At 67.9% G+C, this 26,900-nt stretch carries 25 protein-coding genes and 1 tRNA gene; 14 read left to right on the top strand and 12 right to left on the bottom strand.

What is annotated here, in order from left to right; all coding sequences use genetic code 11:
* Positions 1–31: 31 nt before the first annotated feature.
* The 5 genes from ACFVJ5_RS25930 (at position 32) to ACFVJ5_RS25950 (ending at position 4,494) form a co-directional block, all read left to right on the top strand.
* Positions 32–1,543, top strand: a complete 1,512-nt coding sequence (locus ACFVJ5_RS25930) for an APC family permease (protein WP_379223832.1) — start codon at positions 32–34, stop codon at positions 1,541–1,543.
* Between the two features lie 116 nt (positions 1,544–1,659).
* A tRNA-Leu gene (locus tag ACFVJ5_RS25935) sits at positions 1,660–1,733 on the top strand.
* A gap of 101 nt (positions 1,734–1,834) precedes the next feature.
* A complete protein-coding gene (locus ACFVJ5_RS25940; protein WP_379223834.1) occupies positions 1,835–2,362 on the top strand; it encodes a hypothetical protein in 528 nt (175 codons plus the stop codon).
* Positions 2,363–2,521: 159 nt separating this feature from the next.
* Complete coding sequence (locus tag ACFVJ5_RS25945) at positions 2,522–3,070, top strand: carboxymuconolactone decarboxylase family protein (RefSeq protein ID WP_379223836.1); 549 nt, start codon at positions 2,522–2,524, stop codon at positions 3,068–3,070.
* Between the two features lie 179 nt (positions 3,071–3,249).
* Positions 3,250–4,494, top strand: coding sequence for a hypothetical protein (locus tag ACFVJ5_RS25950; RefSeq protein ID WP_379223838.1), 1,245 nt, complete (start codon positions 3,250–3,252; stop codon positions 4,492–4,494).
* A gap of 27 nt (positions 4,495–4,521) precedes the next feature.
* Here ACFVJ5_RS25950 and ACFVJ5_RS25955 read toward each other — a convergent pair whose 3' ends face one another.
* The gene (locus ACFVJ5_RS25955; protein WP_379223840.1) at positions 4,522–4,971 is read right to left on the bottom strand and encodes a cupin domain-containing protein; all 450 of its coding nucleotides are present in this window, start codon (positions 4,969–4,971) and stop codon (positions 4,522–4,524) included.
* Between the two features lie 488 nt (positions 4,972–5,459).
* On the opposite strand from ACFVJ5_RS25955, the gene ACFVJ5_RS25960 reads away from it, so the two are divergent.
* Positions 5,460–6,017, top strand: a complete 558-nt coding sequence (locus ACFVJ5_RS25960; protein ID WP_379223842.1) for a hypothetical protein — start codon at positions 5,460–5,462, stop codon at positions 6,015–6,017.
* Positions 6,014–6,571, top strand: coding sequence for a hypothetical protein (locus ACFVJ5_RS25965; protein WP_379223843.1), 558 nt, complete (start codon positions 6,014–6,016; stop codon positions 6,569–6,571). The genes ACFVJ5_RS25960 and ACFVJ5_RS25965 overlap by 4 nt, the downstream gene beginning before the upstream one ends.
* 112 nt (positions 6,572–6,683) lie before the next feature.
* Here ACFVJ5_RS25965 and ACFVJ5_RS25970 read toward each other — a convergent pair whose 3' ends face one another.
* The 3 genes from ACFVJ5_RS25970 to ACFVJ5_RS25980 are packed head-to-tail and all read right to left on the bottom strand — an operon-like array spanning position 6,684 to position 9,814.
* Positions 6,684–7,910, bottom strand: coding sequence for an acyl-CoA dehydrogenase family protein (locus tag ACFVJ5_RS25970; RefSeq protein WP_378636123.1), 1,227 nt, complete (start codon positions 7,908–7,910; stop codon positions 6,684–6,686).
* Positions 7,911–7,962: 52 nt separating this feature from the next.
* Positions 7,963–8,541: a TetR/AcrR family transcriptional regulator gene (locus ACFVJ5_RS25975; protein WP_379223845.1), complete on the bottom strand. Its 579-nt coding sequence runs from the start codon at positions 8,539–8,541 to the stop codon at positions 7,963–7,965.
* Positions 8,542–8,572: 31 nt separating this feature from the next.
* Entirely contained in the window at positions 8,573–9,814 is a 1,242-nt protein-coding gene (locus tag ACFVJ5_RS25980) for a cytochrome P450 (RefSeq protein ID WP_379223847.1), read from the bottom strand.
* A 95-nt stretch (positions 9,815–9,909) separates the two neighbouring features.
* Here ACFVJ5_RS25980 and ACFVJ5_RS25985 point away from each other — a divergent pair, with 95 nt between their 5' ends.
* A complete protein-coding gene (locus ACFVJ5_RS25985; protein WP_379223849.1) occupies positions 9,910–10,176 on the top strand; it encodes a YdeI/OmpD-associated family protein in 267 nt (88 codons plus the stop codon).
* Between the two features lie 60 nt (positions 10,177–10,236).
* Positions 10,237–11,253, top strand: coding sequence for a hypothetical protein (locus ACFVJ5_RS25990; protein ID WP_379223851.1), 1,017 nt, complete (start codon positions 10,237–10,239; stop codon positions 11,251–11,253).
* Positions 11,254–11,315: 62 nt separating this feature from the next.
* Here the strand turns inward: ACFVJ5_RS25990 and ACFVJ5_RS25995 are convergent, their stop codons facing one another.
* The 8 genes from ACFVJ5_RS25995 to ACFVJ5_RS26030 all read right to left on the bottom strand — a co-directional run bounded on the left by ACFVJ5_RS25995 (position 11,316) and on the right by ACFVJ5_RS26030 (position 20,540).
* Entirely contained in the window at positions 11,316–12,275 is a 960-nt protein-coding gene (locus tag ACFVJ5_RS25995; RefSeq protein WP_379223853.1) for an exopolyphosphatase, read from the bottom strand.
* A 45-nt stretch (positions 12,276–12,320) separates the two neighbouring features.
* Complete coding sequence (locus tag ACFVJ5_RS26000) at positions 12,321–12,836, bottom strand: DUF501 domain-containing protein (RefSeq protein WP_379223855.1); 516 nt, start codon at positions 12,834–12,836, stop codon at positions 12,321–12,323.
* A complete protein-coding gene (locus ACFVJ5_RS26005; protein ID WP_379223856.1) occupies positions 12,833–13,408 on the bottom strand; it encodes a septum formation initiator family protein in 576 nt (191 codons plus the stop codon). The genes ACFVJ5_RS26000 and ACFVJ5_RS26005 overlap by 4 nt, the downstream gene beginning before the upstream one ends.
* A 23-nt stretch (positions 13,409–13,431) precedes the next feature.
* Complete coding sequence (gene eno / locus ACFVJ5_RS26010; RefSeq protein ID WP_379223858.1) at positions 13,432–14,718, bottom strand: phosphopyruvate hydratase; 1,287 nt, start codon at positions 14,716–14,718, stop codon at positions 13,432–13,434.
* A gap of 114 nt (positions 14,719–14,832) precedes the next feature.
* The gene (locus ACFVJ5_RS26015; protein WP_378993148.1) at positions 14,833–15,549 is read right to left on the bottom strand and encodes a lytic transglycosylase domain-containing protein; all 717 of its coding nucleotides are present in this window, start codon (positions 15,547–15,549) and stop codon (positions 14,833–14,835) included.
* A gap of 100 nt (positions 15,550–15,649) precedes the next feature.
* Entirely contained in the window at positions 15,650–18,103 is a 2,454-nt protein-coding gene (locus tag ACFVJ5_RS26020; RefSeq protein ID WP_379223860.1) for an ATP-binding cassette domain-containing protein, read from the bottom strand.
* A complete protein-coding gene (locus ACFVJ5_RS26025) occupies positions 18,100–19,029 on the bottom strand; it encodes an ABC transporter permease (protein ID WP_379223862.1) in 930 nt (309 codons plus the stop codon). Before ACFVJ5_RS26025 ends, ACFVJ5_RS26020 begins: the two co-directional genes overlap by 4 nt.
* Positions 19,030–19,034: 5 nt before the next feature.
* On the bottom strand, positions 19,035–20,540 hold the full coding sequence (locus ACFVJ5_RS26030) for an ABC transporter substrate-binding protein (protein ID WP_379223864.1): 1,506 nt from the start codon (positions 20,538–20,540) through the stop codon (positions 19,035–19,037).
* Between the two features lie 304 nt (positions 20,541–20,844).
* Here ACFVJ5_RS26030 and ACFVJ5_RS26035 point away from each other — a divergent pair, with 304 nt between their 5' ends.
* From ACFVJ5_RS26035 to ACFVJ5_RS26055, 5 genes are read left to right on the top strand one after another with little or no spacing between them, the layout of a single operon-like run.
* Positions 20,845–21,945, top strand: coding sequence for a TauD/TfdA family dioxygenase (locus tag ACFVJ5_RS26035; protein WP_379223866.1), 1,101 nt, complete (start codon positions 20,845–20,847; stop codon positions 21,943–21,945).
* Complete coding sequence (locus tag ACFVJ5_RS26040; RefSeq protein WP_379223868.1) at positions 21,917–22,927, top strand: ornithine cyclodeaminase family protein; 1,011 nt, start codon at positions 21,917–21,919, stop codon at positions 22,925–22,927. Before ACFVJ5_RS26035 ends, ACFVJ5_RS26040 begins: the two co-directional genes overlap by 29 nt.
* Complete coding sequence (locus ACFVJ5_RS26045; RefSeq protein ID WP_379223869.1) at positions 22,918–24,363, top strand: Y4yA family PLP-dependent enzyme; 1,446 nt, start codon at positions 22,918–22,920, stop codon at positions 24,361–24,363. The genes ACFVJ5_RS26040 and ACFVJ5_RS26045 overlap by 10 nt, the downstream gene beginning before the upstream one ends.
* Before the next feature lie 36 nt (positions 24,364–24,399).
* Positions 24,400–25,434, top strand: a complete 1,035-nt coding sequence (locus ACFVJ5_RS26050; RefSeq protein WP_379223871.1) for a PLP-dependent cysteine synthase family protein — start codon at positions 24,400–24,402, stop codon at positions 25,432–25,434.
* 37 nt (positions 25,435–25,471) lie between these two features.
* Entirely contained in the window at positions 25,472–26,863 is a 1,392-nt protein-coding gene (locus ACFVJ5_RS26055) for an MATE family efflux transporter (RefSeq protein ID WP_379223873.1), read from the top strand.
* Positions 26,864–26,900 lie beyond the last annotated feature (37 nt).

The raw sequence follows: 26,900 nt of genomic DNA on the forward strand, positions 1-26,900 counted from the left end.
GATTACGTTCGTGAGAAGAAGGAGAAATACCGTGCCGACACCGCAAGACGCTCCAGGCGTGGGCCGATCGCCCGGCCGAGGGAGCGGGTTGTTCCGCACCAAATCCGTCGAGCAGTCGATTCTCGACACCGACGATCCCGATTCCAAACTCCGCAAAGATCTGACGGCCTGGGATCTCACGATCTTCGGCGTCGCCGTTGTCGTCGGCGCGGGCATCTTCACACTGACCGCGCGCACCGCGGGCAATGTGGCCGGGCCTTCGGTGTCGCTGGCATTCGTTTTCGCGGCGATCGCGTGTGGGCTCACCGCGGTCTGTTACGCGGAATTCGCGTCGACCGTGCCCGTCGCCGGGAGTGCCTATACCTATTCCTATGCCACTTTCGGTGAATTGGTGGCGTGGATCATCGGCTGGGACCTGATCTTGGAATTCGCGCTCGCCGCGTCGGTGGTCGCGAAAGGCTGGTCGCAATATCTCGGCACGGTATTCGGATTCGATTCCGCCACTGTGCAATTGGGGTCGATCACCTTCGACTGGGGCGCGGTGTTACTGCTGGCCGTGCTCGGCGTGCTGCTCGCCGTCGGCACCAAGGTGTCCTCACGGGTGTCGGCCGTCGCGGTGGCGATCAAGCTCGCCGTCATCGCGCTGGTGCTCGTGCTCGGCATCACCTACTTCAAGGCATCCAACCTGAGCCCGTACATCCCGCCGTCGCAGCCCGCCGAGGAAAGCGCCAGCGGCCTGCACCAGACGCTGTTCCAGTTCATCACCGGCGCGGGTGACACCAACTTCGGCTGGTACGGCCTGCTCGCCGCGGCCAGCATCGTGTTCTTCGCGTTCATCGGTTTCGACGTGGTGGCGACCGCCGCCGAGGAGACCAAGAACCCGCAGAAGGCGGTGCCGCGCGGCATTCTCGGTTCGCTGCTGATCGTCACCGTGCTCTACGTGGCGGTGACGCTGGTGCTCACCGGCATGGTGCCCTACACCGAGCTGTCCGGTGAGAACGCCACGCTGGCAACGGCATTCCAGATCCACGGCGTGGACTGGGCCAAGAACGTCATCTCCATCGGCGCCCTGGCCGGCCTCACCACCGTGGTGATGGTGCTGTTCCTCGGGCAGACCCGCGTGCTGTTCGCGATGTCGCGCGACGGTCTGCTGCCCCGCGGACTGGCCCACACCGGCAAGCGCGGCACACCGGTGCGGCTCACCGCCATCGTCGGCGTGATCTGCTGCGTGCTGGCCGGTTTCGTCGACTTCGGCACGCTGGAAGAAATGGTGAACATCGGCACGCTGTTCGCCTTCGTCCTGGTCTCGGTCGGCGTCATCATCCTGCGCCGCACCCGCCCCGACCTGCCCCGCGGCTTCCGCGTCCCCCTGGTCCCCCTCATCCCCATCCTGGCCGTCGCGGCCTGCCTGTGGCTGATGGTGAACCTCTCGGTGGAAACCTGGCTGCGCTTCGTGATCTGGATGGCCATCGGCTTCGCCGTCTACTTCGCCTACGGCCGCCGCCACTCGGTCCTCGGCAAAAAGGCCGCGAGTGACGACTGACCAGCCCCTTCGATGACATGATCGGTCCCGGCGTGGTCTGTTCCGACACGCCGGGCCGACCTTGTCGACCAACAGGATTCCGGTACACCCGTACGATTCGCTACGCTATCCGGGACGCCCCTATAGCCCAATTGGCAGAGGCAGCGGACTTAAAATCCGCACAGTCAGGGTTCGAGTCCCTGTGGGGGCACACAATAAGGGCTGCTAGAGGCCCTGAATTCGTGCGGATCAGGATCAAAATGCCTGTTCAGCCCGCAATAAGTCCGCAGATAGCAAGACCGGGGGAACACCGTGAACCGACCGCTGCTGTTCCTCGACGTGGACGGTCCACTCAATCCCTACGCGGCCCAGCCGGAGAGGCGTCCCGACGGCTACACCACACTCAGAGTTCCTCGGGATGACGCCCATGAGGACGACAGGGGCCTATCGTCGCGACGACGCCCCCTGCGTCTCTGGCTCAACCCAGAGCACGGCGGAATTCTGCTCCGGCTCGGCTTCGAGCTGTGCTGGGCCACCACGTGGATGGACGACGCCAACCGGTGGATCGCACCGGTTCTCGGCCTCCCGGAACTTCCCTTCGTCGACTTCGGCGACGCCCTCCTCCAGGAGCGCCCTGATGGAGTCCACTGGAAGACCGGGCCGCTGGTGGACTATGCGGGCGGTCGCCCTTTCGCCTGGGTGGACGACGAGCAGAGTGAGCTGGATCAGACGTATGTGACCGCCCACCATCAAGGGCCCGGGCTCCTGCACCATGTCAACCCGCGGATCGGCCTCCGGGAGAACGACTTCCGCACGCTAGCCGACTTCGCCAGTCACTGAGCAGCCCGTCCTGAGCAACACGGTTCGCCCACCCCACCTTCGGGCGTAGACGCTTTCCGTGCGTCGCGCCGGGTGAGTAAGGCGGATCACCCTGGGGGTTCAGTGGGATCGGGCGGAGGTTCATGGGCAGGGAATCGTCGGCACGAAGGGGTGTTATCGATGCGGGTGGTCACGCGGGTTCGGGGATACGTCAAGGTGATGGGGCAGGCTCGGCGCCATCGTGGGGATCTGGTGGGGTGGCTCGGGCGGCGGCCGCAGATCGCGGCGGCGACCGTGGCGTATGAGACGGCGTTGTTGTTCAGTAACAAGCTGGATCCTCGGCTCAAGGAGTTGGCCGAGCTCAAGACGGCGGGGCTGGTGGCTTGTCAGTTCTGTCTCGATATCGGGTCGGCGCTGGCGCATACGGCGGGGCTGACCGAGCAGCAGCTCGTCGATCTGCCTCGGTATCGGACCAGTGATGCCTACACCGAGTTGGAGAAGTTGGTGATCGCGTTCGCGGAGGCGATGACGGTGACGCCGGCGGTCGATATCGAGGAACTGCGCGAAACTCTGCTCACCCATCTGTCGAAGGCGCAGCTGGCCGAGTTGGCGGCGAGCATCGCGTGGGAGAACCAGCGGGCCAGGCTCAATCAAGGTCTCGGTGTGCAGCCGACCGGGATGGCCGACGGGCTGGCGTGCGCGATGCCGGAACCACGGCGGGCCCCGTAAACGGCCGGGTGCGGGACGTCGACGGCCCCGCCTGGATATGACGTGGGGTAGGGATACGAGTAGCCCGTGGGTGTTCGCTGCCATGCAGTGCACTACGTTGATCGCGAGCCGACCACGGTGACGTGGACGCGCGGGATTCTTCGATAGTTCGCCGGTTCGAGCGCAGCGAGGGGATCGTCATGCATTCGGTTGGGGCTTTGATCGTTCGCGTCGGTTGCGTGGTGGCAACGGTGCTGGCCGCGGTGGGGTTCGCCGCGCCCGCCTCCGCGGATCCACCGGACTCGGCGCTGTGCGCGTGGCGGTTCATGTCCAACAGCACTGTGCTGAATGTGGCTTTCCCCGATGCGAATTCGACGTATTGGCTGATGCCCTACGCGCTGGGACCGGGTGACTCGATCGAGTTGTCCGGCACCTATCCGGCCGCCCGGTATTTCTCGTTGAACACCTACGGGACCGACCTCGACACCGTGGACACGTTGCGCGACGACCAGATCGTCGCCGACCCCGGCAGCGCCAATCCGTTCGTCGACGCCGCCGCCGCGTCACTGCCCGCCGCGCAGCGGCGCTGGCATGCCACCCTTGTCAACGGTCCGGCCGACCACAGCCGCAACGAGATCCAGGCTGTCGCGAGCGGGCAGAGCACACCGATCGGCTTCGTCATCGTCCGTGTCTATGTCCCGACCGACCCGGGCTCACTCAGCGGCGGCGTCCCGCTGCCCGATGTGAAGCTCTCGATCGCGGGCGCCGACGTGCCTGCCCAGCCCTGCGCGCAGCCCTTCGATCCGGCCACCTACACCGGCCCAGTCGCCGACGTCGCCAAGGCCGCCTTCGACCGGGCGATCGCTGGGGCGGCCTCGGGCGCGTTCCCCGGCAACACCCCGGAGGCGACATTCCGGAACCCGGCCAGCACCTCCGGGCTCTTCCCGAACGGCGACAACAAATACATCGGGACACGGATCAGCTATCAGCCCGGACGTCTGCTCGTGGTGCGAGGCAAGGCGCCGACCTACCCGAATACCCGTGCGGGACAATCGCCTACCGATCCGAGCCAGCAGGTGCGGTATTGGTCGATGTGCCAGAACGATCTGCGCTCGCCCTACCCCGTTGTCGCCTGCGCGGCCGACTTCCAGACCGCGATCGACGCGTCCGGCTACTACACCTATGTGGTTGCCGCACCCGCGGACGTGCCTGCGAACCTCGACCCGAGCGTGACGGTGATTCCCTGGGGCAGCACCGACGTGGACAAGGTCCTGTTCCTGCGGAACATGACCCCGAGCGCGGCGTTCTATCCGAATTCGATCCAGGCGTCCCAGGACTCCGGCGGCGACCCGGCCGACACGATGGGCCCGTATTACCCGAGTACCACCTATTGCAGCACCGACACCTTCGCCGCAGGCGGCGCCGAAGCCTGCCTCGGCACCTGATCGAATCGAGCTACGTGCGAAAAGCGGCTACGGGCAGCCCGGGGCAGGGGCGTCCACGAACAGCGGTTCATTCGCACGGTTGACATACGCGACGTACAGCACCGCCGGCTCGCTGCCGAGATTACGGCCGACATGGACGTGATCCGGTCCGACAGTCTCGGACAAGCCCTGACCGGCGGAGTACGTCGTCCCCACGCAGTCCGACTCATATCGGGTCACCTGCCCCGCGGTGACCACAGCGAGAACATTCCCGTCGTGATAATGCCACCCGAGCGTCCCCCCGGGCTCGATGGTGATCCGCCGGAAGGTGAACTTGCTCGGCAACGAGGCGAACGGACTGAACGCACTGACATCGACCTGGCTCAGCGGTTCGACGCTCACGCCGGACGGCGGCGTACCCGAAGCCGACGGCGCCAGCGCGACGACCGCGGCGGCGATCACCACGGCGCCGGCAAAAGCATTCCGATGGATTCGCATCTTCACAGTATACGAGCCCACTACCTGCTCGAATAGCCGAAAATAAACCCGCAACCTCGCTCCCTCGTACCGCACGGCACACACTGCGCAGATCTACACCGATCCCGGGATCGTCCGCGATCTCAGCGGACCTTTCGAGCGCACGAACGGCTAGATCCGTAACCGCCCGCCTGGGTGCCCGATCGGCCGCTAGGGGCAGTCCATCTCGTAGCGGGTCACCTGGCTCGCGGTGATCACCGCGAGAACCTTGCCGTCGTGGTAGTGCCAGGCGCGTGTACGCGGTATTTCACGCGAAATGCCAGACCGCAATGGCGGCAACAGATTTGGACCATCCCAAAACTACACCAAACATTCACTGGCGCAGGGCGAACGCGGGCGCGTTCGGCGCCGGTACCAGTGGGCCGGGCCCGGAGACCGAGCGGGCCCACTGTTTGAAAAGTGATTTTCGAGGCACTACCGGGGCAAGAGGCTCGTAGAAGGAGAAACCCGTGTCTTCCGGAATCCTGGTAGTTGCCATCGTCATCGTGGTCGCACTCGTAGGTGCGGCTCTTCTGGTGCCGCCATATCTACGCCGGAAGCGTCTACGCGACCGTTTCGGGCCCGAGTACGACCGGGCCGTCGAGCAGACCGAGGATCGCCGCGCCGCCGAACGCGAACTGGCGGAGCGAGAGCGCAGACACCACTCGCTCGACCTGCGTGAACTGACGCCCGAACGCAAGAATGAGTTCACCATGGACTGGGCGAGCGTGCAGGAGCGCTTCGTCGACGAGCCCGCCGACGCCGTCGGCGAGGCCGACCGGCTCGTGACGACTGTCATGGCCGAACGTGGCTACCCCACAGAAGGTTTCGACCAGCAGGTCGCCGACCTCTCCGTCGAGCACGCCTCGACGCTCGGGCACTATCGCGACGCTCACGGCATCGCGGTCGAGCACGCGAAGGGCAAGGCGAGCACCGAGGACCTTCGGACCGCCCTCGTGCACTATCGCGCCCTGTTCCTCGATCTGACGAACGGCCACACCACGCACAAGAAGGACACCGTGTCATGAGCACCGAATACGACCGAGCCGAAACCGATTCGCGCACCGACGATATCGAGCGCGACAACCTCGGCGAGCACGACCGCGTCGCGGCCGAGAAGCGCGGCGAGCACCGCGTGATCGACGCCGAGGTCATCGAACCCGATTCCGGACGCGATCCCAAGACCTCCTCCACCGTGGACGGCAGTTCCGATACGACCTTCATCGCGGGCAGAGACGCGGATACCGCGGGCGGCACCGAGCCCGAGCCGGTCGTCCAGCAGCAGAGCCCGGCCACCGACGCGGAGGATGACGTCGTCCCGCTGTTCGACGAGAAGTCTCTGGAACAGCTGCGCGGACGCTGGCGCGATCTGCAGGGCAGCTTCGTCGACGATCCCCATGATGCCGTCTTCAAGGCCGACGAGCTGGTCACCGAACTGATCCACGAGCTCACCAGCACCTACGCCGCGCGCAAGGGGATCATCGCGGACCGGTGGTCGGAGAGCCCGGACACCGAGTCGTTGCGGCGCGCGCTGCGCAGCTACCGCTCGTTCTTCAACCAACTCCTCACCCCCACCGCCTGACCTCTTTCGTCGGCGACCGCTGAACCGTACGAGCACGACACCCAGCCTCGCTCGTACGGTTCTGCCGTGTTCGAGGTGAGATCAGATGTGCGGGTCTGCGCGATTCGGGCGTTTACCCGCTGATCAGGCCCTTGGCGATGTGGGTGACCTGGATTTCGTTGCTGCCCGCGTAGATCATCAGCGACTTGGCGTCACGGGCCAGCTGTTCGACCTTGTACTCGGCCATGTACCCGTTGCCGCCGAACAGCTGCACGGCCTCCATCGCGACCTCGGTGGCGGCGCGGGAGGAGTAGAGCTTCATCGCCGAGGCTTCGGCGAGGGTCACCTTGTCACCCGCGGCGGTGCGCTCGATGGCGTTGAACACCATGTTCTGCACATTGATTCGCGCGATCTCCATCTCGGCCAGCTTCAGCTGGATGAGCTGGAACTGCGCGATCTCCTTGCCCCACAGCGTGCGGGACTTGGCGTAATCCACGCACAGGCGGTGACATTCGTTGATGATGCCCAGCGCGAGGGAGGCGATGCCGATGCGTTCGGCCGCGAAAGATTCCTTGGCACTGTCTTTCCCGTCGCCCTTGGCCGGGTTCTCGGTTTCGCCGAGCAACCGGTCGGGAGTGATGCGGACGTTCTCGAAGAACAGTTCGCCGGTGGGCGAGGAGTTCATGCCCATCTTCTTGAACGCGGGACTCTGCACGAAGCCGGGCATGCCCTTGTCCAGCACGAACGTCAGCACCTTGCGGTCGCGGCGGTCGGTGCCGTCCTCTTCGTCCAGCTTGGCGTAGACGATGGTGACGTCGGCGTGCGGGCCGTTGGTGATGAACGTCTTGCGGCCGTTGAGGATGTAGTCCTCGCCGTCGCGGCGGACGTAGGACTTCATGCCGCCGAACGCGTCCGAGCCCGAATCGGGTTCGGTGATGGCCCAGGCGCCGACCTTCGCCATGGTGACCAGCTCGGGCAGCCAGCGCTTCTTCTGCGCGAGGGTGCCGCGGCTGCGGATGGTGCCCACGGCGAGACCGAGGCTCACGCCCATGGAGGCCACCAGACCCAGGCTCACGCCGGCGAGCTCACTGTTGAGGACCACACCCATGCTGCCCGCGCCGCTGAAACCACCGCCCGGCTTGCCCGAGCCGGTGGTACCCGCCTCTTCGCGGGCGAGCGCCTTCTCGAGGCCGTCGCGCGCCATCTCGTCGAGCCCGAAGGTGGCGTACAGCTTGCGGATGATGTCGAACGGCGGCAGCGCACCGCTCTCCAGCTGGTCGACGTGCGGGGTGACCTCCTTCGCGATGAAGCCGCGCACAGCGTCGCGGAACATCAGGTCTTCGTCTGACCACTGGTACATATCTGGACTCCCGAGGGATCGCCGGAACTTTCCCTCGAATATAGAACACGTTCTAATTCGGTGAGGCGAAGGTGCGGGTGACGACCGGGGCGACGAACTCCTCGAGCATGGCGCGTTCGTCGGCAGCGTCGCGACCGGGAGCCGACAGCAGCGAGACGATGACGCGGGTGAGCCAGCGGGCCAGGCGGCTTCGCTCCGGGTCGGTCAGGTCCGTGGGCGCGAAGATGGTCGCGGCCAGGGACTCGATAACGTCGGAGTCCTGGCTGATCCGGCCCGCCGTGCCCGAGTCGGCGGGGCGGAACCAGGCGATGAGCAGGGGGTTGGCGCGAACTTCCTCGACCGCGCCGAGCATCGCGGCGACGATGCGTTCTCCCGGGTCGGTGATGTCGCGGAACCGCTCGTCGAGCTGGGCGACGATGCGGCGGGTCTCGCGGTGCACGAAGGCGAGCCGCACCGCGTGCCGATTGTCGAAGTAGCGATACAGGGTGGCGCGGGAGCATCCCGCGGCCTTGGCGATCTCGGCCATGCCGACCGCGGCCACCCCGTGTTCGGCGAACAGTTCGGCGGCCGCGTCGACGATGCGTTCGGCAGCCAGGTCCGCCCGATCGGTGGCCAGCCAGTCACCGCTCATACTGTTTCCCCTCCCACTGCCTCCGGCAGGTTCATGCCGAATCCTGCGCACGGAACGGCACCGAGACGGGCCAGCGCACGTAATTGCCCTGCGACCATTGCACCGCATCGAGGTCGACGGTGAAATTCGGGCACCGCGAGAGGAGTTCCTCGAGCGCCACCCGCGCCTGCATGCGGGCGGCGGCCGCGCCGAGGCAGTGGTGGTGGCCGTGGCTGAAGGTGAGAATGCGCTTGGGATTGCGGCGAACGTCGAGTTCAGCTGCGGTGGAGCCGAACTCGCGCTCGTCGCGGTTGGCGGAGCCGTAGAGCAGCAGCACGCGACGACCGGCCGGGATGGTGGTGTCGTGCAGTTCGACATCGCGCGTGGTGGTGCGGGCCAGACCCTGCACCGGAGAGGTCATCCGGAGGAACTCCTCGATGGAGTCCGGAATCAGGGACGGGTCTTCGGCGAGCAGCCCGCGCTGGTCGGGATTCGCGGTGAGCAGCTGGACCGCGCCCCCCAGATTGCCGGTGGTGGTGTCGTTGCCGCCGGTGATCATCGTGAACGCGAAGCCGAGAATCGCGATCAGGCCGTCGTTGTCGCCGTCGGCGCCGAGGCCGGAGGCCAGCAGGTGCGAAATGGTGTCGTCGCCCGGTTCCACGCGGCGGCGGGCGATCAGTTCGGTGAAGTAGCCGACCAGTTCACCGACGGCGGTGAAGGCGTTCTGGTCGCCCGCGGCCAGTCCGGCGCCCGCGACCGCACCGCCGACGATGTTCTCGGTCCACTCGTCGAACTTGCCGTGATCGTGTTCCGGCACGCCGAGGTAATGCGCGACCACCATGGTGGGCAGCGGTTTGAACAGCTCTTTGACGATATCGCCGCCGCCCTCCGCGCGCAGTCGCTCGATGCGTTCGACGACGAATCGGCGCACGGCAGGCTCGACCGAATTCACTTGGCGTGGGGTGAATCCCGGCGCCACCCTGCGGCGGAAGTCGGTGTGTTCCGGCGGATCCATGAAGACGAACGGTTTGACGCCACCGAACCCGGCGGCCGCCAGGTCGACGTAGTCGACGGTCAGGCCCGATGCCGAGGAGAAGGTCTCGGGGTCGCGGGCGGCCGTCCACACGTCGGGGTGCCGCGACAGCACGTAGAAGTCGTTGGATTCCAGACCGTCGGGGATCACCCGATGGACCGGATCATGTTCGCGCAGTGCGGAATACATGGACCAGGGATCACGCCAAGTGTCTCCGGAGCGAAGTTCGAACCGCACCGAATGAGACGTCGTTGTACTCATGACTCCATAGTGAGACATATAGGCCATTTTGTCTAGCATCTCTGGTGAAGCTCGCGATACCCGCAGGTCGAACGCTTGCGCGCTACCGTGGACTGATGAGCAGTCGACAAGTATCCGGGGGCGTTGTGCACGAGTTGCCTGCCGATCTGCGTGCGGCGCTGCTCGCCAACTCGGTGGCGCTGGGCGCCTGGCAGGACATCACGCCGCTGGCCCGCAACGAGTTCATCTGCTGGGTCGAGGACGCCAAGCAGGACGCGACCCGCGCACGGCGGATTCGGCGCACCCAGGAGGAACTCGAGGAAGGTCAGCGGCGGCCGTGCTGCTGGCCCGGATGCCGGCATCGCGAGCGCACCGGGAGCTGAGCCGGGAGATTCCAAGAATCCGGCAAGCTTTCTGTCGGCGACACCTGCGAACATCGCGGCATGGATGGGGAGGATTTCGGGAGCTGGGGAGCCGCGTTCATCTGGGCACTACTCGCCTGGTCGATCGCGGGGCCACTGTGGTTGTGGACCGGCGAGGACGCCTGGCTGATAGTCCTGGTGATACCCGGCATCGGGTTCACGGGCGTCGGCCGGGGCATCGTGTGGATGGCACTGGCCACCCTGCCCACTCGCGGAACCCTCTTCGCCGGATGGTTCTTCGTGTCGGTCGCCGCAGCGGACGCGGTGGCGATATCGGTGTGGAAGTTGTCGCCCTCGGGGTGGACCTGGCCGGTCGCCGCAGCCGGGGCGCTGTTCCTCGGCGCGGTGACCTATCTCGCGGTCGCCTCCGAGGTGGCCGACGGCTGGCTGCTCGCCCACGGGACCGCGCTGCGGCACGTCGAACAGGAGCTCGCTCTGGCGTCGGCGGACCCGGAGCAGACGCCGCGTATCGAGCGGTCGTCGATGTATGCCTCGGGGCCCACGCTAGGGCTCCGGCCACCGCCGTTCGCGATCGGGGCGCACGGGATCAACGACAAGCTCGGCGAGTACCACGCCAGGATGGCGCGCCGATACTGGATCAGCGCCCACGCCGACCTGGCCTTGATGCACGCGGCGGAATCGTCGGCGGCACGCCGCGAGCTGGTCAGCGGGCCGCTGGGGCACGCGAAGATGCTCGACTTGGCGCAGTCGCTCTACGAGGAGGCGTTCTACCTCGACGAACTCCGTCGTAGGCGCGAAGCCGTCGAGGTGAGAGCAGAAGAGATCGACCTGCGTCGCCAGCTCGTCCGCCGCTTCGACAAGCGGTTTCCGGCACTGGTCGCGAAAGCCACTCGACCCCGGGCGAAAACCGAGACGAAGCAGCGGGCGGTGGCGGTTCAGCTGCTCGGACAGAGCTTGAAGGCGTCGCTCGTAACCACGCTGACTACCCAGACCGCCGGATTGACGGCATTGGAGCGAACCGCCGAGGCGGCCGAACTCCGGGCCGAGGCCGAGGCGCTCGCAGCCTCGGACACCTGACCCGCTCCGCACACCCGCGACTCGAACCCCGTTGCCGGCTCGGCTCGTCCGGGAGCCGGCAGTCAGGCGGGTGCGTCGAGGATCGACATGGCGATACCGTCGAGGATGTCGTGTTCGCTGACGACGAGTTCGGAAACTCCCGCGCGGCCGGCCAATTCGTCGGCGAGGACTTCGGTGATCACCGCGCCGCCGCCGATCACATCGACCCGGCCGGGGTGCATCGGGCCGAGGGCGGCGCGTTCGTCGTGGTTCATGCCGATCAGGCGGTCGCAGACCTGGTGGACCTCGGCGAGGCTCAGTCGGGTCAGATGCACACGCGCGGAGTCGTATTCGGGGAGGTCGAGGGCGACGGCGGTGATCGTGGTCATCGTGCCTGCCACCCCGACCCAGGTGTGCACCTTGTCGACGGGCACCTTCGCGAAGGCCTCGTCGAGCTTCTCCTGGGCGAATTCTCGTGCGGCAGCGACCTGTTCGGCGGTCGGCGGGTTGCCCGCCAGGCAGCGTTCGGTGATGCGGACGCAGCCGATATCCGCGGAATAGGCCGCCTGGACGCCGTTCTCGTCGCCGACGACCAGTTCGGTCGAGCCGCCACCGAGATCGACCACGACGAAAGGTCCCGCATCAGCGGACAATTCACCGACGGCACCGGCGAAGGACAGCCGCGCTTCCTCGTCACCGGTGATCACCTCGGCGACCGCGTCCGGCACGACGCGGCCGAGTTCGGTGCGGGTCATCGAGAAGAAATCGTCGCGGTTGGCGGCATCGCGGGTGGCGGAGGTGGCGACCATGCGGACGCGCGAAACACCCTGCGCCACCATCACGTCCACGTAATCGGCCAGGGCGAGGCGCGTGCGTTCGATGGCTTCGGGCGCGAGGCGGCCGGTGGCGTCCACACCCTGACCGAGCCGCACGATGCTCATCTCCCGATGCACGTCGGTGAGGCCGCCGTCGGCCCCGACCTCGGCGATCAGCAGGCGGATCGAGTTGGTGCCGCAGTCGACTGCGGCGATGCGCTCACTCATGGTGTCCTCCAGAGGTCTCGACCCACGTACGGGCACTGCCCGCGATTATGCCTGTTCGTCAGGTGCGGCGGGCCAGTCGGCGGGGATCGCGGTCCCCCGGAAGCCCGCGGCGGCGGCCAGCGCGACAGCCTCGTCACCGAAGGGATTCAGACCGGGCCCCTTGGCGAGGGAGTGCGCGATCAGCACGTGCAAGCACTTCACCCGGTCGGGCATGCCACCACCGGTGAAATCGGTGCCGAGGGACTCGATCTCGTTGCGTTCGGCCAGGTAGCTCTCGTGCGCGCGACGGTAGGCGGCGGCCAGTTCGGGGTCGGTGGCGAGGCGTTCGGTCATCTCGCGCATCACCCCGGCCGACTCCTGCCTGCTCGCCTCGGCGGTGAGCCGGGGATCGGTCAGGTAGTAGAGCGTGGGAAACGGGGTGCCGTCGGGCAGGCGGGGCGCGGTCTTCACCACGGCGGGCAGGCCGTCGGGGGTGCGGTAGGCGACTTCGAGCACACCGCGAGGCTCGCGGCCCAACTGCTTCGCGATGATCTCGAGGTCGTGCTCGTTCGGTGTCGTCACCGTGGTCCTTCCGGGGCTGGTTCGGAGATGCTGCGCCACAGGTCGGTGTACCAGGGGTCGGGCGCCGCGGTGCGGGTGCTCATCGGCGGCGGCGCTGGTGCTTCGATGCCGGGAATCTGCACGATGTAGGGGGTTTCGCCGGGCATCACCAGACGCAGGCGGTCGCGTGCCTCGGAACGGATGTAGGCCGGATCCTGTTGTTGCGCACGACGATCGCGCAAGCCCGCCAGGTCGGCTTCGAGTTCGGTCCGCTGTTTGGCCAGTGCCACGGCCTCGGCGCGCTGACTGAAATAGGTGCGCGTCGGCACCGCCAAGGTCAGCGCGAGGCCGCACAGCACCGCCGCCAGGATCACCGCTTTACCGGTCGAGAGACCGAGGATGGTGTGTTCGCTGCGCTCGAGCTTGCCGCTGGGCTTGCGCGAGGTGGCCGCATCCGGGCGACGGCGGGTGGGGCGCTTGGCCGCGGTGGGGCGGCTCGGCGTGTCGAGACGGGGTCGGGAGCGCGCGGCCCGCGACGTGCGCCTGTCACCTCGTCCACCAGGACTGGTTCCACGCGCACGTCGCTCGGTCATTCGCTACCGCCCCTGTACTGCTTTCAGAATTCGCCGGTGAAACGCGGGAAGGCCACGTCACCCGCGTAGCGTGCCGAATCACCGAGGGCGTCCTCGATGCGCAGCAGCTGGTTGTACTTGGCGACCCGCTCGGAACGCGCGGGAGCGCCGGTCTTGATCTGGCCCGAGCCCACGGCGACCGCGAGGTCGGCGATGGTGGTGTCCTCGGTCTCGCCCGAACGGTGCGACATCATGGTCTTGTAACCGTTGCGGTGCGCCAGCTCGACAGCGTCGAGAGTCTCGGTCAGCGTGCCGATCTGGTTGACCTTCACCAGCAGCGCGTTGGCCGCGCCCTTGGCGATGCCCTCTTCGAGGCGCTCGGGGTTGGTGACGAACAGGTCGTCGCCGACCAGCTGCACCTTGTCGCCGATGGCGTCGGTCAGTGCGACCCAGCCGTCCCAGTCGTCTTCCGACAGCGGGTCCTCGATGGAGACCAGCGGGTACTTGGTGAGCAGGTCAGCGTAGAAATCGCCCATCTCGGCGGCGGTGCGGACCTTGCCCTCGAACTTGTAGCCCTCGCCCTCGGTGTGGAACTCGGTGGCGGCCACGTCGAGCGCCAGCGCGATATCGGTGCCCAGCTTGTAGCCGGCGCGCTCGATGGCGATGCTGATCAGGTCGAGGGCTTCGATGGTGCCCGCGACGTCGGGGGCGAAGCCACCCTCGTCACCGAGACCGGTGGCCAGGCCCTTCTCCTTCAGCACGGCCTTGAGCGTGTGGTACACCTCGGTGCCCCAGCGCAGCGCCTCGCGGAAGGTGGGCGCGCCGATCGGGGCGATCATGAATTCCTGCACGTCCACACCGGTGTCGGCGTGTGCGCCACCGTTGAGGATGTTCATCATCGGCACCGGCAGCACGTGGGCGTTCGGGCCGCCCAGGTAGCGGAACAGCTCGAGACCCGAGGACTCGGCGGCACCGCGTGCCACGGCCAGCGACACACCCAGCAGGGCGTTCGCGCCGAGGCGGGACTTGTCGGGGGTGCCGTCCAGATCCAGCAGGACCTGGTCGACGGTGCGCTGCTCCACGGCGTCGAGGCCGATGATGGCGGGCGCGATCTCGTCGAGGACACCCTCGACGGCCTTGGTCACACCCTTGCCGCCGTAGCGGTCGCCGCCGTCACGCAGCTCGACGGCCTCGTGCTCGCCGGTGGACGCACCGGAAGGTACGTCTGCCCTGGTCAGGGTGCCGTCGTCGAGGGCGATCTCGACCTCGACGGTGGGATTGCCGCGCGAATCCAGAATCTCGCGAGCTCCGACCTGTTCGATAATGGCCACGAAAACTGCTCCTTACGACGGAAGGCACGGTAGGTATCACGGGAAGGGCCGTGCGGTGCCGAGCCTATCGTCTCGGCGGAGTGTGGAGTAACCGGCACTCCGGGCCGTGGGCAACTACACGCGGCGGCCGATGCTGTATATGGCGGCACGATCGCGGACCACATGCATGTACTTGTTCGACTGGTTGTAGGCGAACAGGGCGCGCTGCCAACCGTCGGCCGAGGTCAGATCGCCGCCGCGGGTGCAGAGGTAGCGGGCGGCGGTGAGCGCGGCGTCATCGATGTTCTGCGGGTCGGCCACGCCGTCGCCGTTGGCGTCGACGCCCCAGCGCTTCCAGGTTTCGGGAATGAACTGCAGCGGGCCGACGGCGCGGTCGTAGGTGGTGTCGCCGTCGAGGCTGCCGCCGTCGGTGTCGCGGATGTCGGCGTTGCCTCTGGTGCCGTCGAGCGCGACGCCGATGATCGCCGGGCGCACCGTTCCGTCGGCGTCGACGCCGGCGCCGCGGTGGGTGCCGTGCCCGCTCTCCACGCTGGCGATGCCGGCGATGGTGGTCCAGGCGATTCCGCATTCGGGCTTCGACTTCGCCAGCACGGCGGCGGCGTAACCGTAGGCCTCGAGCGCGACCGGTTGGATGCCGATCGCGTCGGACTGCTCGTCGGCCCAGCCGCGTAACTGTTCGGCCGCGCGGCCGGGTGCGTCGACATCGATCAGCGGCAGCGCGACCCCCGGCCCCGGCGGCATGTCATCGGGGATCGACGCGAGCGAACTGCACCCCGCTAACAGGGCGCTGATCGCGACTGCGGCGGCCACGCCGACCTTCTGCACTGACATCTTTTCAATCATCCAGATCCAGCACTGTTTACGCACATCTCACAGGGAGTTCTCAGAGAAAGTCGCAGTAGACCGCCGATTCCGCGGCCCGCACGAGGCGTCAGCCGAGCAGGTCGGCGGTGGCCTGGTGAGAGGGTGCGGCGAGAACGGTTGCCGGGGTGCCTGATTCGACTATTCGGCCGTGATCGAGGACGACAAGGTCGGTGCAGTGGCCGCGGACCAGGGTCATGTCGTGGCTGATCAGGATGATCGCGGTGGCTCGGTCGGCGCGGAGGCGGTCGAGCAGGGACATGATCGCCGCGGCGGTGTCGGTGTCGAGGGCGGTGGTGATCTCGTCGCAGATCAGGACGGCGGGGTCGGCGGCGAGAGCCCGAGCCAGGGCCACTCGTTGACGTTGGCCGCCGGAGAGCTGATGGGGGCGGCGGGCGGCGAGGTCGGCGGGGAGGTCGACAGCGGCGAGCAGGGCGGTGACGCGGGTGCGGATTTCAGGTCTGGGGACCCGTGCGATGCGGCGCAAAGGGCGTGCCAGGGTCTGCTCGACGGTGCGTCGCGGGTTCAATGCCGCGCGCGGGTTCTGGGTGACGAGTTGGATCCCGTTGGCACCGACCCCGATCCGCCGTCTGCTCCCCACCGGAACGCGCACACCACCGACATCCAGCGATCCGACGGCGTCGGTGTGCAAACCCGCGATCACCCGCGCGAGCGTGGTCTTACCCGCCCCGGACGGCCCCACGACAGCGAGGGCCGCGCCTGTGGGCAGGCTGAAACCGATATTCTCGAGCACCCTGTGGCCGCCCGCGTCAGCGTTGATCGCCTCGGCGTGCAGGGCGATCTCCTCGCCCGCAACCGCCTGGCCGTCGGTGCGAGATGCGTTCTCGCTCCCCTGAACCCCGCCGGGCGGGTCGACAGGTCGACGTCCGGTCGCCGCCCAGTGCCCGTTGGACAGTTGTTCGGCTCGCACCGAATCAGCCACCACAGCAGCGACATTCACCGAACGATCACCGGGTGGGTGGAGCCCGATCACGGTGTCGGCGATGGCGTTGATCGCGTCGGTATCGTGGCCGGAGAGAAGGACGGCCGTGCGGTTCTCGGTGGCGAGAGTCGAGATCAGCTGGGCTATTTCGGTGCGGAGAGTGCTGTGCAGACCTGCGAGTGGTTCGTCGAGGACGAGGATTCGGGGTCGGCGGAGAATGGCTCGGGCCAGGGCGACACGGCGTTGCTGTCCGCCCGAGAGGCGGACGCAGCGACGGCGGAGATGGGTGGGCTCGAGGCCCACCCGCGCGAGGACGGCGAGGCGGTCGGCGTCGGAGGTGCCGGGCGCCGCCTCGGCCAGGACTGCCCGGACGCGAAGCAGCGGGTTGAGTTCGGAGCCGGGATCCTGGCCGACGTAGGCGATCTGTTCACGACGGAATGCGCGCAGCGCGCCCGCGTCGAGCGCGAACACATCGTGCCCCGCGACGAGCACGGTGCCCTGCCCGCGAGCGCCTGCGGGCAGTTGTCCGAGCAGCGCACGCATCGCCGTCGATTTCCCCGCACCCGATGCACCGGTGAGCGCGGTGACCGTCCCCGACTTCAGCCGAAACGACAACGGCGCCAGCAGCACCGCCCCGCTGTCAGCGACAACGCTGAACCCGTCCACCGCCACCGCCTCCCCCGAATCCACCACCGAGATCCCACATCCAGCTCCCGCCGGCGCAACCCCGCCCGCGTCGACCACCTCCGATGTGGTTGCCGGGGCCTGACGGGTCCTGGGCGCACTGGTCACCACCAGATTCACACCGACCGCCACGATGGCGATGGCAGCGCTCGGTGCCAGCACCGCCCAGGGATTCAAGAGCAGCCCGGAGGCATTGTCTCGGACCATGATCGCCCAGTTGTCGGGGTCGAGCGCGGAGACGCCGAGGAAGGCGATGGTGCTGACGAGATACACGGCCACGACGAAGCGGAGGCCGAGCTGGGTGGTGAAGACGGCGCGGAGGTTGGGCAGGATTTCGCGGAAGACCAGGTGGGCCAGGGATTCTCCGCTGGCGACGGCGGCTTCGACGTAGCCGGAGGCGGCGACGGTCGAAGCGGCGGCCGCGAAGATCCTGGCGCAGTAGGGAACTCCGAAGATGAGCGACACCACGATCAGCGCGGTGACGCCACCCTGCGGCCATGCGGTGAGCACCAGCAGGATGCCAAGGACCGCGGGCAGCAGGATCACGAGGTCGCCGCAGAGTTCGATGACCTTGCCCGCGCGCGGGCGCACGGCGGCGATCGCGCCGAGGACGGCCGACAGCACGGTCACCGCCACCGCGATCACCGCGGAGACGGCCAGCAACTGCGTGCCGCCGGTGAGCAGATGGCTGAGCACATCCCGGCCGAGCCGATCCGTCCCGAGCAACGCTCCCCCACCCGGCTGCGCGAACGGCATCCCGACGGCTTTGTCCCCCGGGTAGGGCGCCAAGAGCGGCCCGGCCACCGCGAGCAGCGCAACCAGCCCCACACCGGCCGACACCGAGTACGCGCCCCACCTGGACAGCACCGCTCGACCTCCCGAGTTCGGCTTGCTCATCGCGCACTCCTCGACGCCCACGCCCGGACGATGTCGGCGATCGCGAGCAGCACCATGATGACGATCGCCGTCAGGGCGACCACCGCGGCGACCATGGTGGAGTCACGGTCGGCGACGGACCCGGCGAGAACGGCGCCGACACCGGGATAGTTGAAGAGCGTCTCGACCACGAGCGCGCCACCGAACAGCATCCCGACAGAGGTGGCGTATCCGGCGACGATGGTCGGCGCAGCGAACGGCAGCATGTGCCGGAGCAGAATCGTTCGTGCCGATAGTCCTTCCAGCACAGCACTTTCCACATGTGGAGCCACCGCGACATCGAGCAGCGCCGAGCGCACGACCCGGGCGTTCCAGCCGATCTGCGGAATCGCCAACGCCAGCACCGGAAGCACCAGCATCTCGGGGCCGACCGGAAAACCGGAACGGCCGGTAATGGTCACGGCCGGAAGCCATCCGGTGGCCAGGGAGAACACCAGGATCAGCATCGTGCCACCGACGAACTCCGGTACCGCCACGGCGACAGTGCTGACGGGCTGCAGAATTCGTGCTCCGAGCGCGGTGGGACGCATCGCCCACCAGCAGCCCAGTCCCAGCGACACCGCGATGGTCAGGAGCAACGCGATCCCACCGAGCAGCAGCGTCTGCGGGAACTTGTCGGCCAGCAGCGCACCGATCGAATTCCCGCGGGCGGTCTGCCCGAAGTCTCCGGTGAGCACCCCGGAGATCCAGTCCAGGAACTGCGCCGGCAGCGCGCGATCCAGGCCGAGCTCGTGCTCCTTCGCCGCCAGCGTGGCCGGATCCGCGTCCCTGCCGAGCGCCGAACGTGCCGCGTTGCCCGGCAGCAGATCCACCGCGACGAACACGATGGCCAGCAAGGTCACCAGGAGCGCGATCCGCCGCACCATCGGCAGGGCAAAGGTTTTCATGACACTCACGCCAGCCAGGCACGTTCCAGCTGAACGCGCGCGAAGCCACCGAGGGTCGGCAGATCACGCACCGTCGACGCGGCGATGTCGACACCGTCGGCCATGCCCCACACCAGATAACCGCCGCGCTCGAACTCGATGCGCTGCAGCTCGCGCACCGCACGCGTGTAGTCATCACCCGACGCGGCGAGGGCTTTGGCGTCGGCCGCGTCGAATTCCGGGTCACGGAAGGCGGTTTCGTTGCGGTTGGTGCCCGAGGTCATCAGCTTGTCGGCCAGGAACAGCACCGAGTCGTTGGTCCCCCACGACACTGTGTACAGCGGCGCGTTGAGCCAGGTCCGGTCGTAGAACGCGGCCGATTCGACCACTTGCACGTCGAGCCGGACGCCGATCTCGGCGAGCTGGGTGGCGATCACCTTCGCCGATTCGACCTCGCCCGGCACTTCGGCCTTCGTCACGAACGGGTAGCTGCGGCCGGTGTCGAATCCGGCTTCGCGCAGCAGGGTTTTCGCGCGCTCGACGTCGCGGTCGCGGCGCAGCGCGGTGTCGTAGAGCGGGTCGGCGGTGCCGAGAACGTCGGCGGCGACGGTGCCGTAGCCGGAGTGCACCTGGTTGACCAGCGCGGTCCGGTCGACACCGAGGCGCAGCGCCGTGCGCACCCTGGCATCGGCGAACGGGCCGTCGGCGGCACGCATCGCCACTCCCAGCATGGTGTCGTCGGCGCGCCGGATCACCTGCAGGTCGCCGCGTCCCGCGGCGGTGCGCCCAGCGATGGCGCCCACATTGGAGGCGAGGTCGATCTGCCCGCCCAGCGCCGCGTTACCCAGGGCGGTGACGCTGTCGAACATCGTCACCTCGATGGCGTCGAGCAGCGGCGGTGTGCCGTGCCAGCGCTCGTTGCGTACCAGCCGGGCGTTTCCGCCCTGGTAGGACTCGAGCCGGAACGGGCCGGTGCCGATCGCGGCGGTGAAGTCGGTGGTGCCCTTCGGCACAGTGAACGTCATCAGCCGAAGCAGCAGCGGCAGTTGGGTATTGGGTGCGGGCATGGTGAACACGACACGGTTCGGGCCGTCGGCGACGATGTCGTTCTCGGCCACCGGCATCTTGGACGCGCCGCCGACCGAGCGCAGGCGTCGCATCGACCACACCACGTCGTCGGCGGTCACCGGCGCGCCGTTGTGGAAGGTCGCGCCGTCGGCGATGGTGAAGGTCCAGCTGCGGTTGTCCGCGCTGGGCTCCCAGCGCGAGGCGAGGCGCGGGGCGACGGTCGGGTCGGCGCCGGGAACGGTGAGCGCGTCGTAGACGAGCGAGGCGATGAGGAAGTCGCTGTCGTTGCTGAGGTTGGCGTGCGGGTCGCGTTCGCTGCGGCCGGCGGTACCGAGCGCGCCGACGCGTAGTGTGCCGCCGCGCTGCGCGGTGGCGGACCGATCATCGGTGCCGCACGCCGCGGCCAGAAGTAGTGCCGTGACGCCGATGCCGGATCGGAAGAGCTGCCTGCGAGTGAAACTCATTGTGTTGCCTCCTCGAACCGCCTGCGCCGGAATCCCTTTCCCGACGCCGCAAACTAGGCGAGGCTAGCCTAAAATCCTCCCCGAGTGGGGAGCTTCACATCGACCGTCACCGAACCGCAGCGACCCGACGACACCCCGGTCAGCGTTCTCTTCGGTAGCTCGGGTACAACGCTATGTTATTTGGATCGGCTATTTTCCTAGCCGACACGTTAGGTAAGTCTTGCCTAATCAGATGGTAGGCACTACCTTCGCACATCGAGCCTGAAGATCACCCACGTTCGACTGATGCGAAGAAGGGAAGCCGGTGAAAAGCGTTCTCTCCGAACGTCTGACGATTCACCAGCACGACATCGAATATCGCGAGCTGGATCCCCGTGCCGCCACGGCGCTGCGATCGCTCGCGACCGACATCCGCCACCGATTAGGTGACGCACCACACACTGCCACTCTGTGCGACCCCGCGCTGATCGCCCAGATCGCCGAGCGCGTAGGCGAGCTGCCCGACAGCGTGAGCCGCGCCGTTCGACCACCCGCCACCACCGCGGGCGCGACCGTGGTGCGCGGATTACCCCTCGACGACGCCGATTTCGGTCCCACCCCGGCGCACTGGCAGGCCGCGGCCGAGCACACGCATCCCGGCTCGCTCGAACTCGACATCGTGATGTTGCTGCTCGGCCGTTGTGCCGGTGAGCCGTTCGGCTGGCAGGGCCAGCAGAACGGCAGGCTGGTCAACAACATCGTGCCCGCCGCGGGCCACGAGGACGAGCAGTCGGGCGCGAGCAGTTCCACCCTGCTCAGCCCGCACACCGAGGACGCCTTCCACGCTCAGCGCGCGAACCTGCTCATGCTGACCTGCCTGCGCAACCCCGACCGGGTCGCCACCACGGTGTCCTCGGTGCGCGAAGTGCGCTTGTCCGACGACGATCTGCGGACCCTCACCACCCCCACGTTGCCGATCCTGCCCGATGTCTCCTACGGCACCGGTTTCGATCAGCTCGCACCGTTGCCTACGCTGTGGCTCGACGAAAACGACGCTGTCACAGCGCGTTACGATCCCGCCTACACCCCGATCGACGATGCGGACGCGGTCTTCCGCGCCGCCTACGCCGGGCTCACCGCCGAACTGGCCAGGGTCAGTCACGCCCCCGCGCTGGCCCCCGGCGAGATCCTGCTGGTGGACAACGACGTGGCCGTGCACGGGCGCGTTCCGTTCCGCGCGCGCTACGACGGCACCGACCGCTGGCTCAAACGCATCAACATCCGGCTGCCCGAACGTCGCCGGCGCGCGCAGGAGTCGTCCGAGAATGGGTATGGCCAACGAGTGGTCGCGCCGTTCCGGGCGACCGCTGATCGGACAGCAGAGCGGGGCATTGCAGATGAACGAGGATCCGTTGAACAACCGTGACCGCGGCATCGGGCTGCGCGTACTCTCCCGCAGCGACCTGGCCGACGTGCCGATCAGCCCCGCCGAAGTGGTGCGCGCCGTCGAGGAGGCCTATCTCGCCTTCGCGGCGGGCGAATCCGACAATCCGCGCAAGCTGAGCGTCGCCGACCCCGGCGGCTCGTCGGTGTCCTACGCCATGCTGGGCCGCGACGGGCGCCGGCGCGTGGTGGCCATGAAGACTTCCTACAAATTCGATCCCGGTCACGACCGCAGCACCAAGCGCTATTACACGACCATCACGCTCTACGACGACACCACCGGCGCCCCCATCGCGATGATGGACTGCGCGCGGGTCGGCGCGTTGCGCACGCCCGCCGTGTCGGCGCTGCTGGTGCGCGAGACGGTGCGGCGCGGAGCGGAGAGCGTGCTGCTCATCGGCACCGGTACTCAGGGACGTAACGCGTTGCCGCACTTGCTCGCCGCGAACCCACAGTTGCGCAAGCTGATGGTGTACGGCACCCATCCCGAAGGGCTGGCCGCCGTGCATTCGCACCTGGCCGACGCGGCGCCCCACGCGCTGCTCGATGTGGTCGACGACCCGTACGCGGCGGCGGCGTCCGCCGATGTGGTGCTGGCCACGGCCGGACCCGGCACCGAGGTGGCGCTCGAATCCTCGCATCTGGCACCGGGTTCGGTGGCGGTGCTGGTGGGCTACGGTCTGGCGCCGTCGACGCTGGTCGAGGCCGATCGGGTCGTCGCCACCAGCGCGGCGCAGATGGCGCTGACGGGCACCGACATGGTCGGACCCGACGGAACGCTGCGTTCGGTGGATGCCGAACTGCCGCAGGTACTCACCCGCAGCGCCGTGGCCCGCCGTACCGAGGACGAGAAGATCTTCGTCTACAACAGCGGGCTGGTGCTCACCGATATCGCGGTCGCGCACGCGCTGGCCACCAGGGCGATCGCCGAAGGACGTGGCACGGAGGTGCCGCTGTGGGACTGACGGGTGCGCGGCCCGGGGTCACCGGGGACAGCGCCCCACTCGCCGCGCCGCGACCCGACGCGCGGGTGCCGCCGAGTCCGCCGCACATCGAGGACCGCGTGGTCGACCCGGCGACCACCGAGCGGCTGACGCACTGCGCACCACCGATGCCGGCCCATACCGACATTCTGGAACAGCGGCTACTCGCCGATCCCCGCCTGCTCGGGGATATCGCCGACGCGGTCGGTGGACCGTTTCATGTGCTGTTCCCCGAGCGGGTCTCGGTGAACATCAGGGCGTTTCAGTCGGTCTTCACCGAGGCTGGCATCGACGGGTTCGTCTACTTCGGGAAGAAGGCGAACAAGGCGGCGTGCGTGGCTCGTGCGTGCGCGGAGAACGGTGCGGGGATCGATGTCGCCAGCATCGGCGAACTCGTCGCGGCGTTGGGGCAGGGGGTGCGCGGCGAGGACCTGATGGTCACCGGGCCCGCGAAGTCCGACGAGCTGTTGTGGTTGGCGGCTCGGCATCGGTCGTTGATCGCGATCGACGCGCTCGACGAACTCGACCGGCTCGCCGCGCTCGAACTGCCGGTGCGGGTGCTGCTTCGGGTCCTGCCCGACGGCTCGACCAGTCGGTTCGGGCTCGATCCGATGGAGCTCGAACAGGCGATCCAGGCCATCGGCGCGCCGATCACGCTGTCGGGCTTCAGTTTCCACCTGTCCGGCTACGACGCTGTCGCCCGCTCCGAACAGGCGGCCGCGCTGGTCGGGCATTGCCGCCGCGCACGAGCCAACGGCCACCCGGCGGACACGATGTCGATCGGTGGCGGGTTCGGCGTCGACTATCTCGATTCCTCGGCCTGGACCGAGTTCCAGAACACCGTCAGCGACAACTGGTTCCACACGAACCCGCCCGGCGACTACTACCCCTATCACTTCCCGGCTCCCGGCGCGGCCATGCTCGACGCCGTTCTATCCCACAACGACCTCGCCGGACTGTTGCGCGACAACGGAATACGACTCGCGGTCGAGCCCGGCCGCGCCCTGCTCGACCGGGCGGGCAGTTCCGTCTTTCGGATCCAGGGCGTGAAAACGCGCACCGCACAGGGCAACCCGTACGACATCCTCACCGTCGACGGCACCAGCCTCAGTCTGTCCGAACAGTGGTTCGACAGTGAATACCTGCCCGATCCGGTGCTGTGGCCCGAAAGCACCGGCCACCTCACCCCCACCTGCGTCGGCGCCACCACCTGTCTGGAGTCCGACCTGCTGAGCAGGCGGCGCATCCCGCTGCCCCGCCGCGCACGAACCGGCGACCTGCTCGTCTACCCGAACACCGCCGGGTATCAGATGGATTCCAACGAGTCCCCCTTCCACGAACTCCCGCTCCCGCCGAAGGTGGTGCTGCGCGCAGGCGCGGACCGACTGCGCTGGAGTCTGGACAGCACTGCCCGCTGACCCACCCGAGATACCGATCCGATGGAGGAACACCCCATGGCTCTCGTCACGCGCGTGACGGACCTGATCGGCCGCACCCCCCTGTTCGAACTCGCTGTCACCGACACCGGCACGCGGCTGCTGCTCAAGCTCGAGCAGTTCAATCCGACCGGCGCCGCCAAGATCAGAATGGCCCGTTCGATGGTGCTCGACGCGGAGCGGCGAGGTTTGCTGCGCGATGGCGGGCATATCATCGAGTCGACGTCCGGTAACACCGGACTCGGCTTGGCGGTGGTCGCGGCCGAACGTGGCTATCGATTCACCGCCGTGGTCGACAACCACGCCTGTAAGGACAAGTTGCGCGCGATGCGAGCCATGGGCACCGACCTGGTGTTCGTCGCCGACGACGGTGACGACGAGCTGGCCACCTCGGCCCGGGAAGACCTCGCCGAGGCGATGGCGGCCGCCCGCGACGACGCGTACTTCACCGAACAGCACAACAACGACGCCAACGCCGTCGGCTACTACGCGGTCGCCGACGAATTGCTGGCCGATGTGGAGCGGGTCGACATCCTGCTCTCCGCGGTCGGTACCGGCGGCTCCCTGTTCGGCACCGCCACCCGGCTGCGCGACCTCGGCCTGCCCGCCCGGGTGATCGGGATCGAGCCGGTGGGATCCATCGCCTTCGGCGGCGAGGGCGGACCGTACTGGCAGTCGGGCACCGGCACCCCACCCGGCGCGACCATCGGCACCGCCGTCGACTACGCCCTGCTCGACGAGGGCGTGAAGGTGAGCGACGTCGACGCCTTCGCCACCACGCGCGCCGTCGCCAGGACACACGGTCTGCTGATCGGTGGTTCGGCGGGCGGTTCGGTGCACAATGCCTTGGCGCGGCTCGAGGAGTTCCCGGCCGGGTCCACCGTGGTGACCATCGTGTGTGATGGTGGCGAGAAGTATCTCGACACCGTGTTCGACGACGACTGGATGAGCGCCCGCGACCTGCTCGATCCCGCCGCCGAAGCGGCAGTGACCACACTGCTGCGCCGCTATTCACCGCTGCGGCGCCAGGACGAATTGATGGAGGTCAGGTGAGCGCGATCGCGCGCGAGACGAACCCCGGAGTGGGTGGGTGAACGGCACAGCGACCGACAGCAGCGCGCTGGCCAGGCTGGCGACGCCGATCGCGCTCACCCAACTGGCGCAGATCGCGGTCTCGACGACCAATCTCGCGCTGATGGGCACGCTCGGTGTGCGCGAGGTCGCCGCGGGCGGGCTGGCGCTGGTGCTGTTCAACCAGATCCGCACCATGTGCGTCGGGCTGATCACCGGCACCGGGAATCAGATCGCCGGCGCGCTCGGCGCGGCAGGCAAGCGCGGCGACTCGGCCGACGACGAGGTGCGCGCGGTGGTGCGGGCCGCGTTCGTCATCGCGACGATCGCCGGACTGCTCGGCGGGGCGCTGTTGATCGGGCTCGGCTGGGTGTTGCCATGGCTCGGCCAGGATGCCGGCGTGCTCGAGGCGGCGCGGCCGATGATGATCGCCCTCGCGCCGGGGTTGCTGCCGTGTCTGTGGTTCCAGGTGCTGCGCCAGTACACCGTCGGCATGCAGCGGCCGCAGGCGTTGCTGCTGGTCACGCTCGGTTCGGTGGCCTTGAACCTGGTGCTGGCGCTGGCCTTCATCCACGGCTGGGCGGGTATTCCGGCGATGGGTCTGACCGGTGTCGGCATCGCGACCTCGCTGGTCTTCCTGATCACCTTCGGGGTGTTCTGGGCGATGGTGCGCCACGACGAACAACTCGGCCGCACACTGCCCTCGACGCCGTGGCCGGTGCGCTGGGCGACCGTGCGCGAGGAACTGCGCCTCGGCACGCCGATCGCGCTCACCTACGGTTCGGAAGCGGGCATGTTCTCGGTGCTCGCGCTGGTGATGGGCAGTTTCGGGCCCGCCGCGCTGGCCGCGCACAATGTGGTCTACCAGATCATCTACATCGTGTTCCAGATGGCGATCGGACTGTCCCACGGAGCGTCGATCCTGGTGAGCGATGCGGTCGCGCGCGATGAGTTCGGCCACGCGCGGGCACTGGCCTGGCTGGCGTTGCGGATGGCCGCGGTGATCGCGATCGTCACCGGCGCTGTCTACGTGCTCGCCCCGGACCTGGTGCTCGCGCCGTTCCTCGATACCACCGACACCGACACGGTCGCCATCGCGCACACCCTGCTGCTCATCGGCATCGTGCTGCAATTCTTCGACGCCGCCCAGAACATCGGCACCGGGCTCCTGCGCGGTCTGAAGGAGACCTCCGCGGGCTTCCGGCTGTCGCTGGTCGGTTACTGGGGCGTGGGCCTGCCCTCGGCGCTCCTGCTCGCGTTCCCGCTACATCTGGGTGCGGCCGGGGTCTGGTGGGGCTTGACGGCCGGCCTGGCCACCACGGCCGTGCTGATGCTGCGCAAATACTTCGCGCTGCTCGATCAGGCCGGCGTGGTCCCGCCACGACGGGTGCCGGTCACCCAATCACGATGACGACGAGCACGACAGAGGCGGGCGACACGTAGTCGCC

The organism is Nocardia sp. NPDC127606 (assembly GCF_042671725.1).
Taxonomy (GTDB): domain Bacteria; phylum Actinomycetota; class Actinomycetes; order Mycobacteriales; family Mycobacteriaceae; genus Nocardia.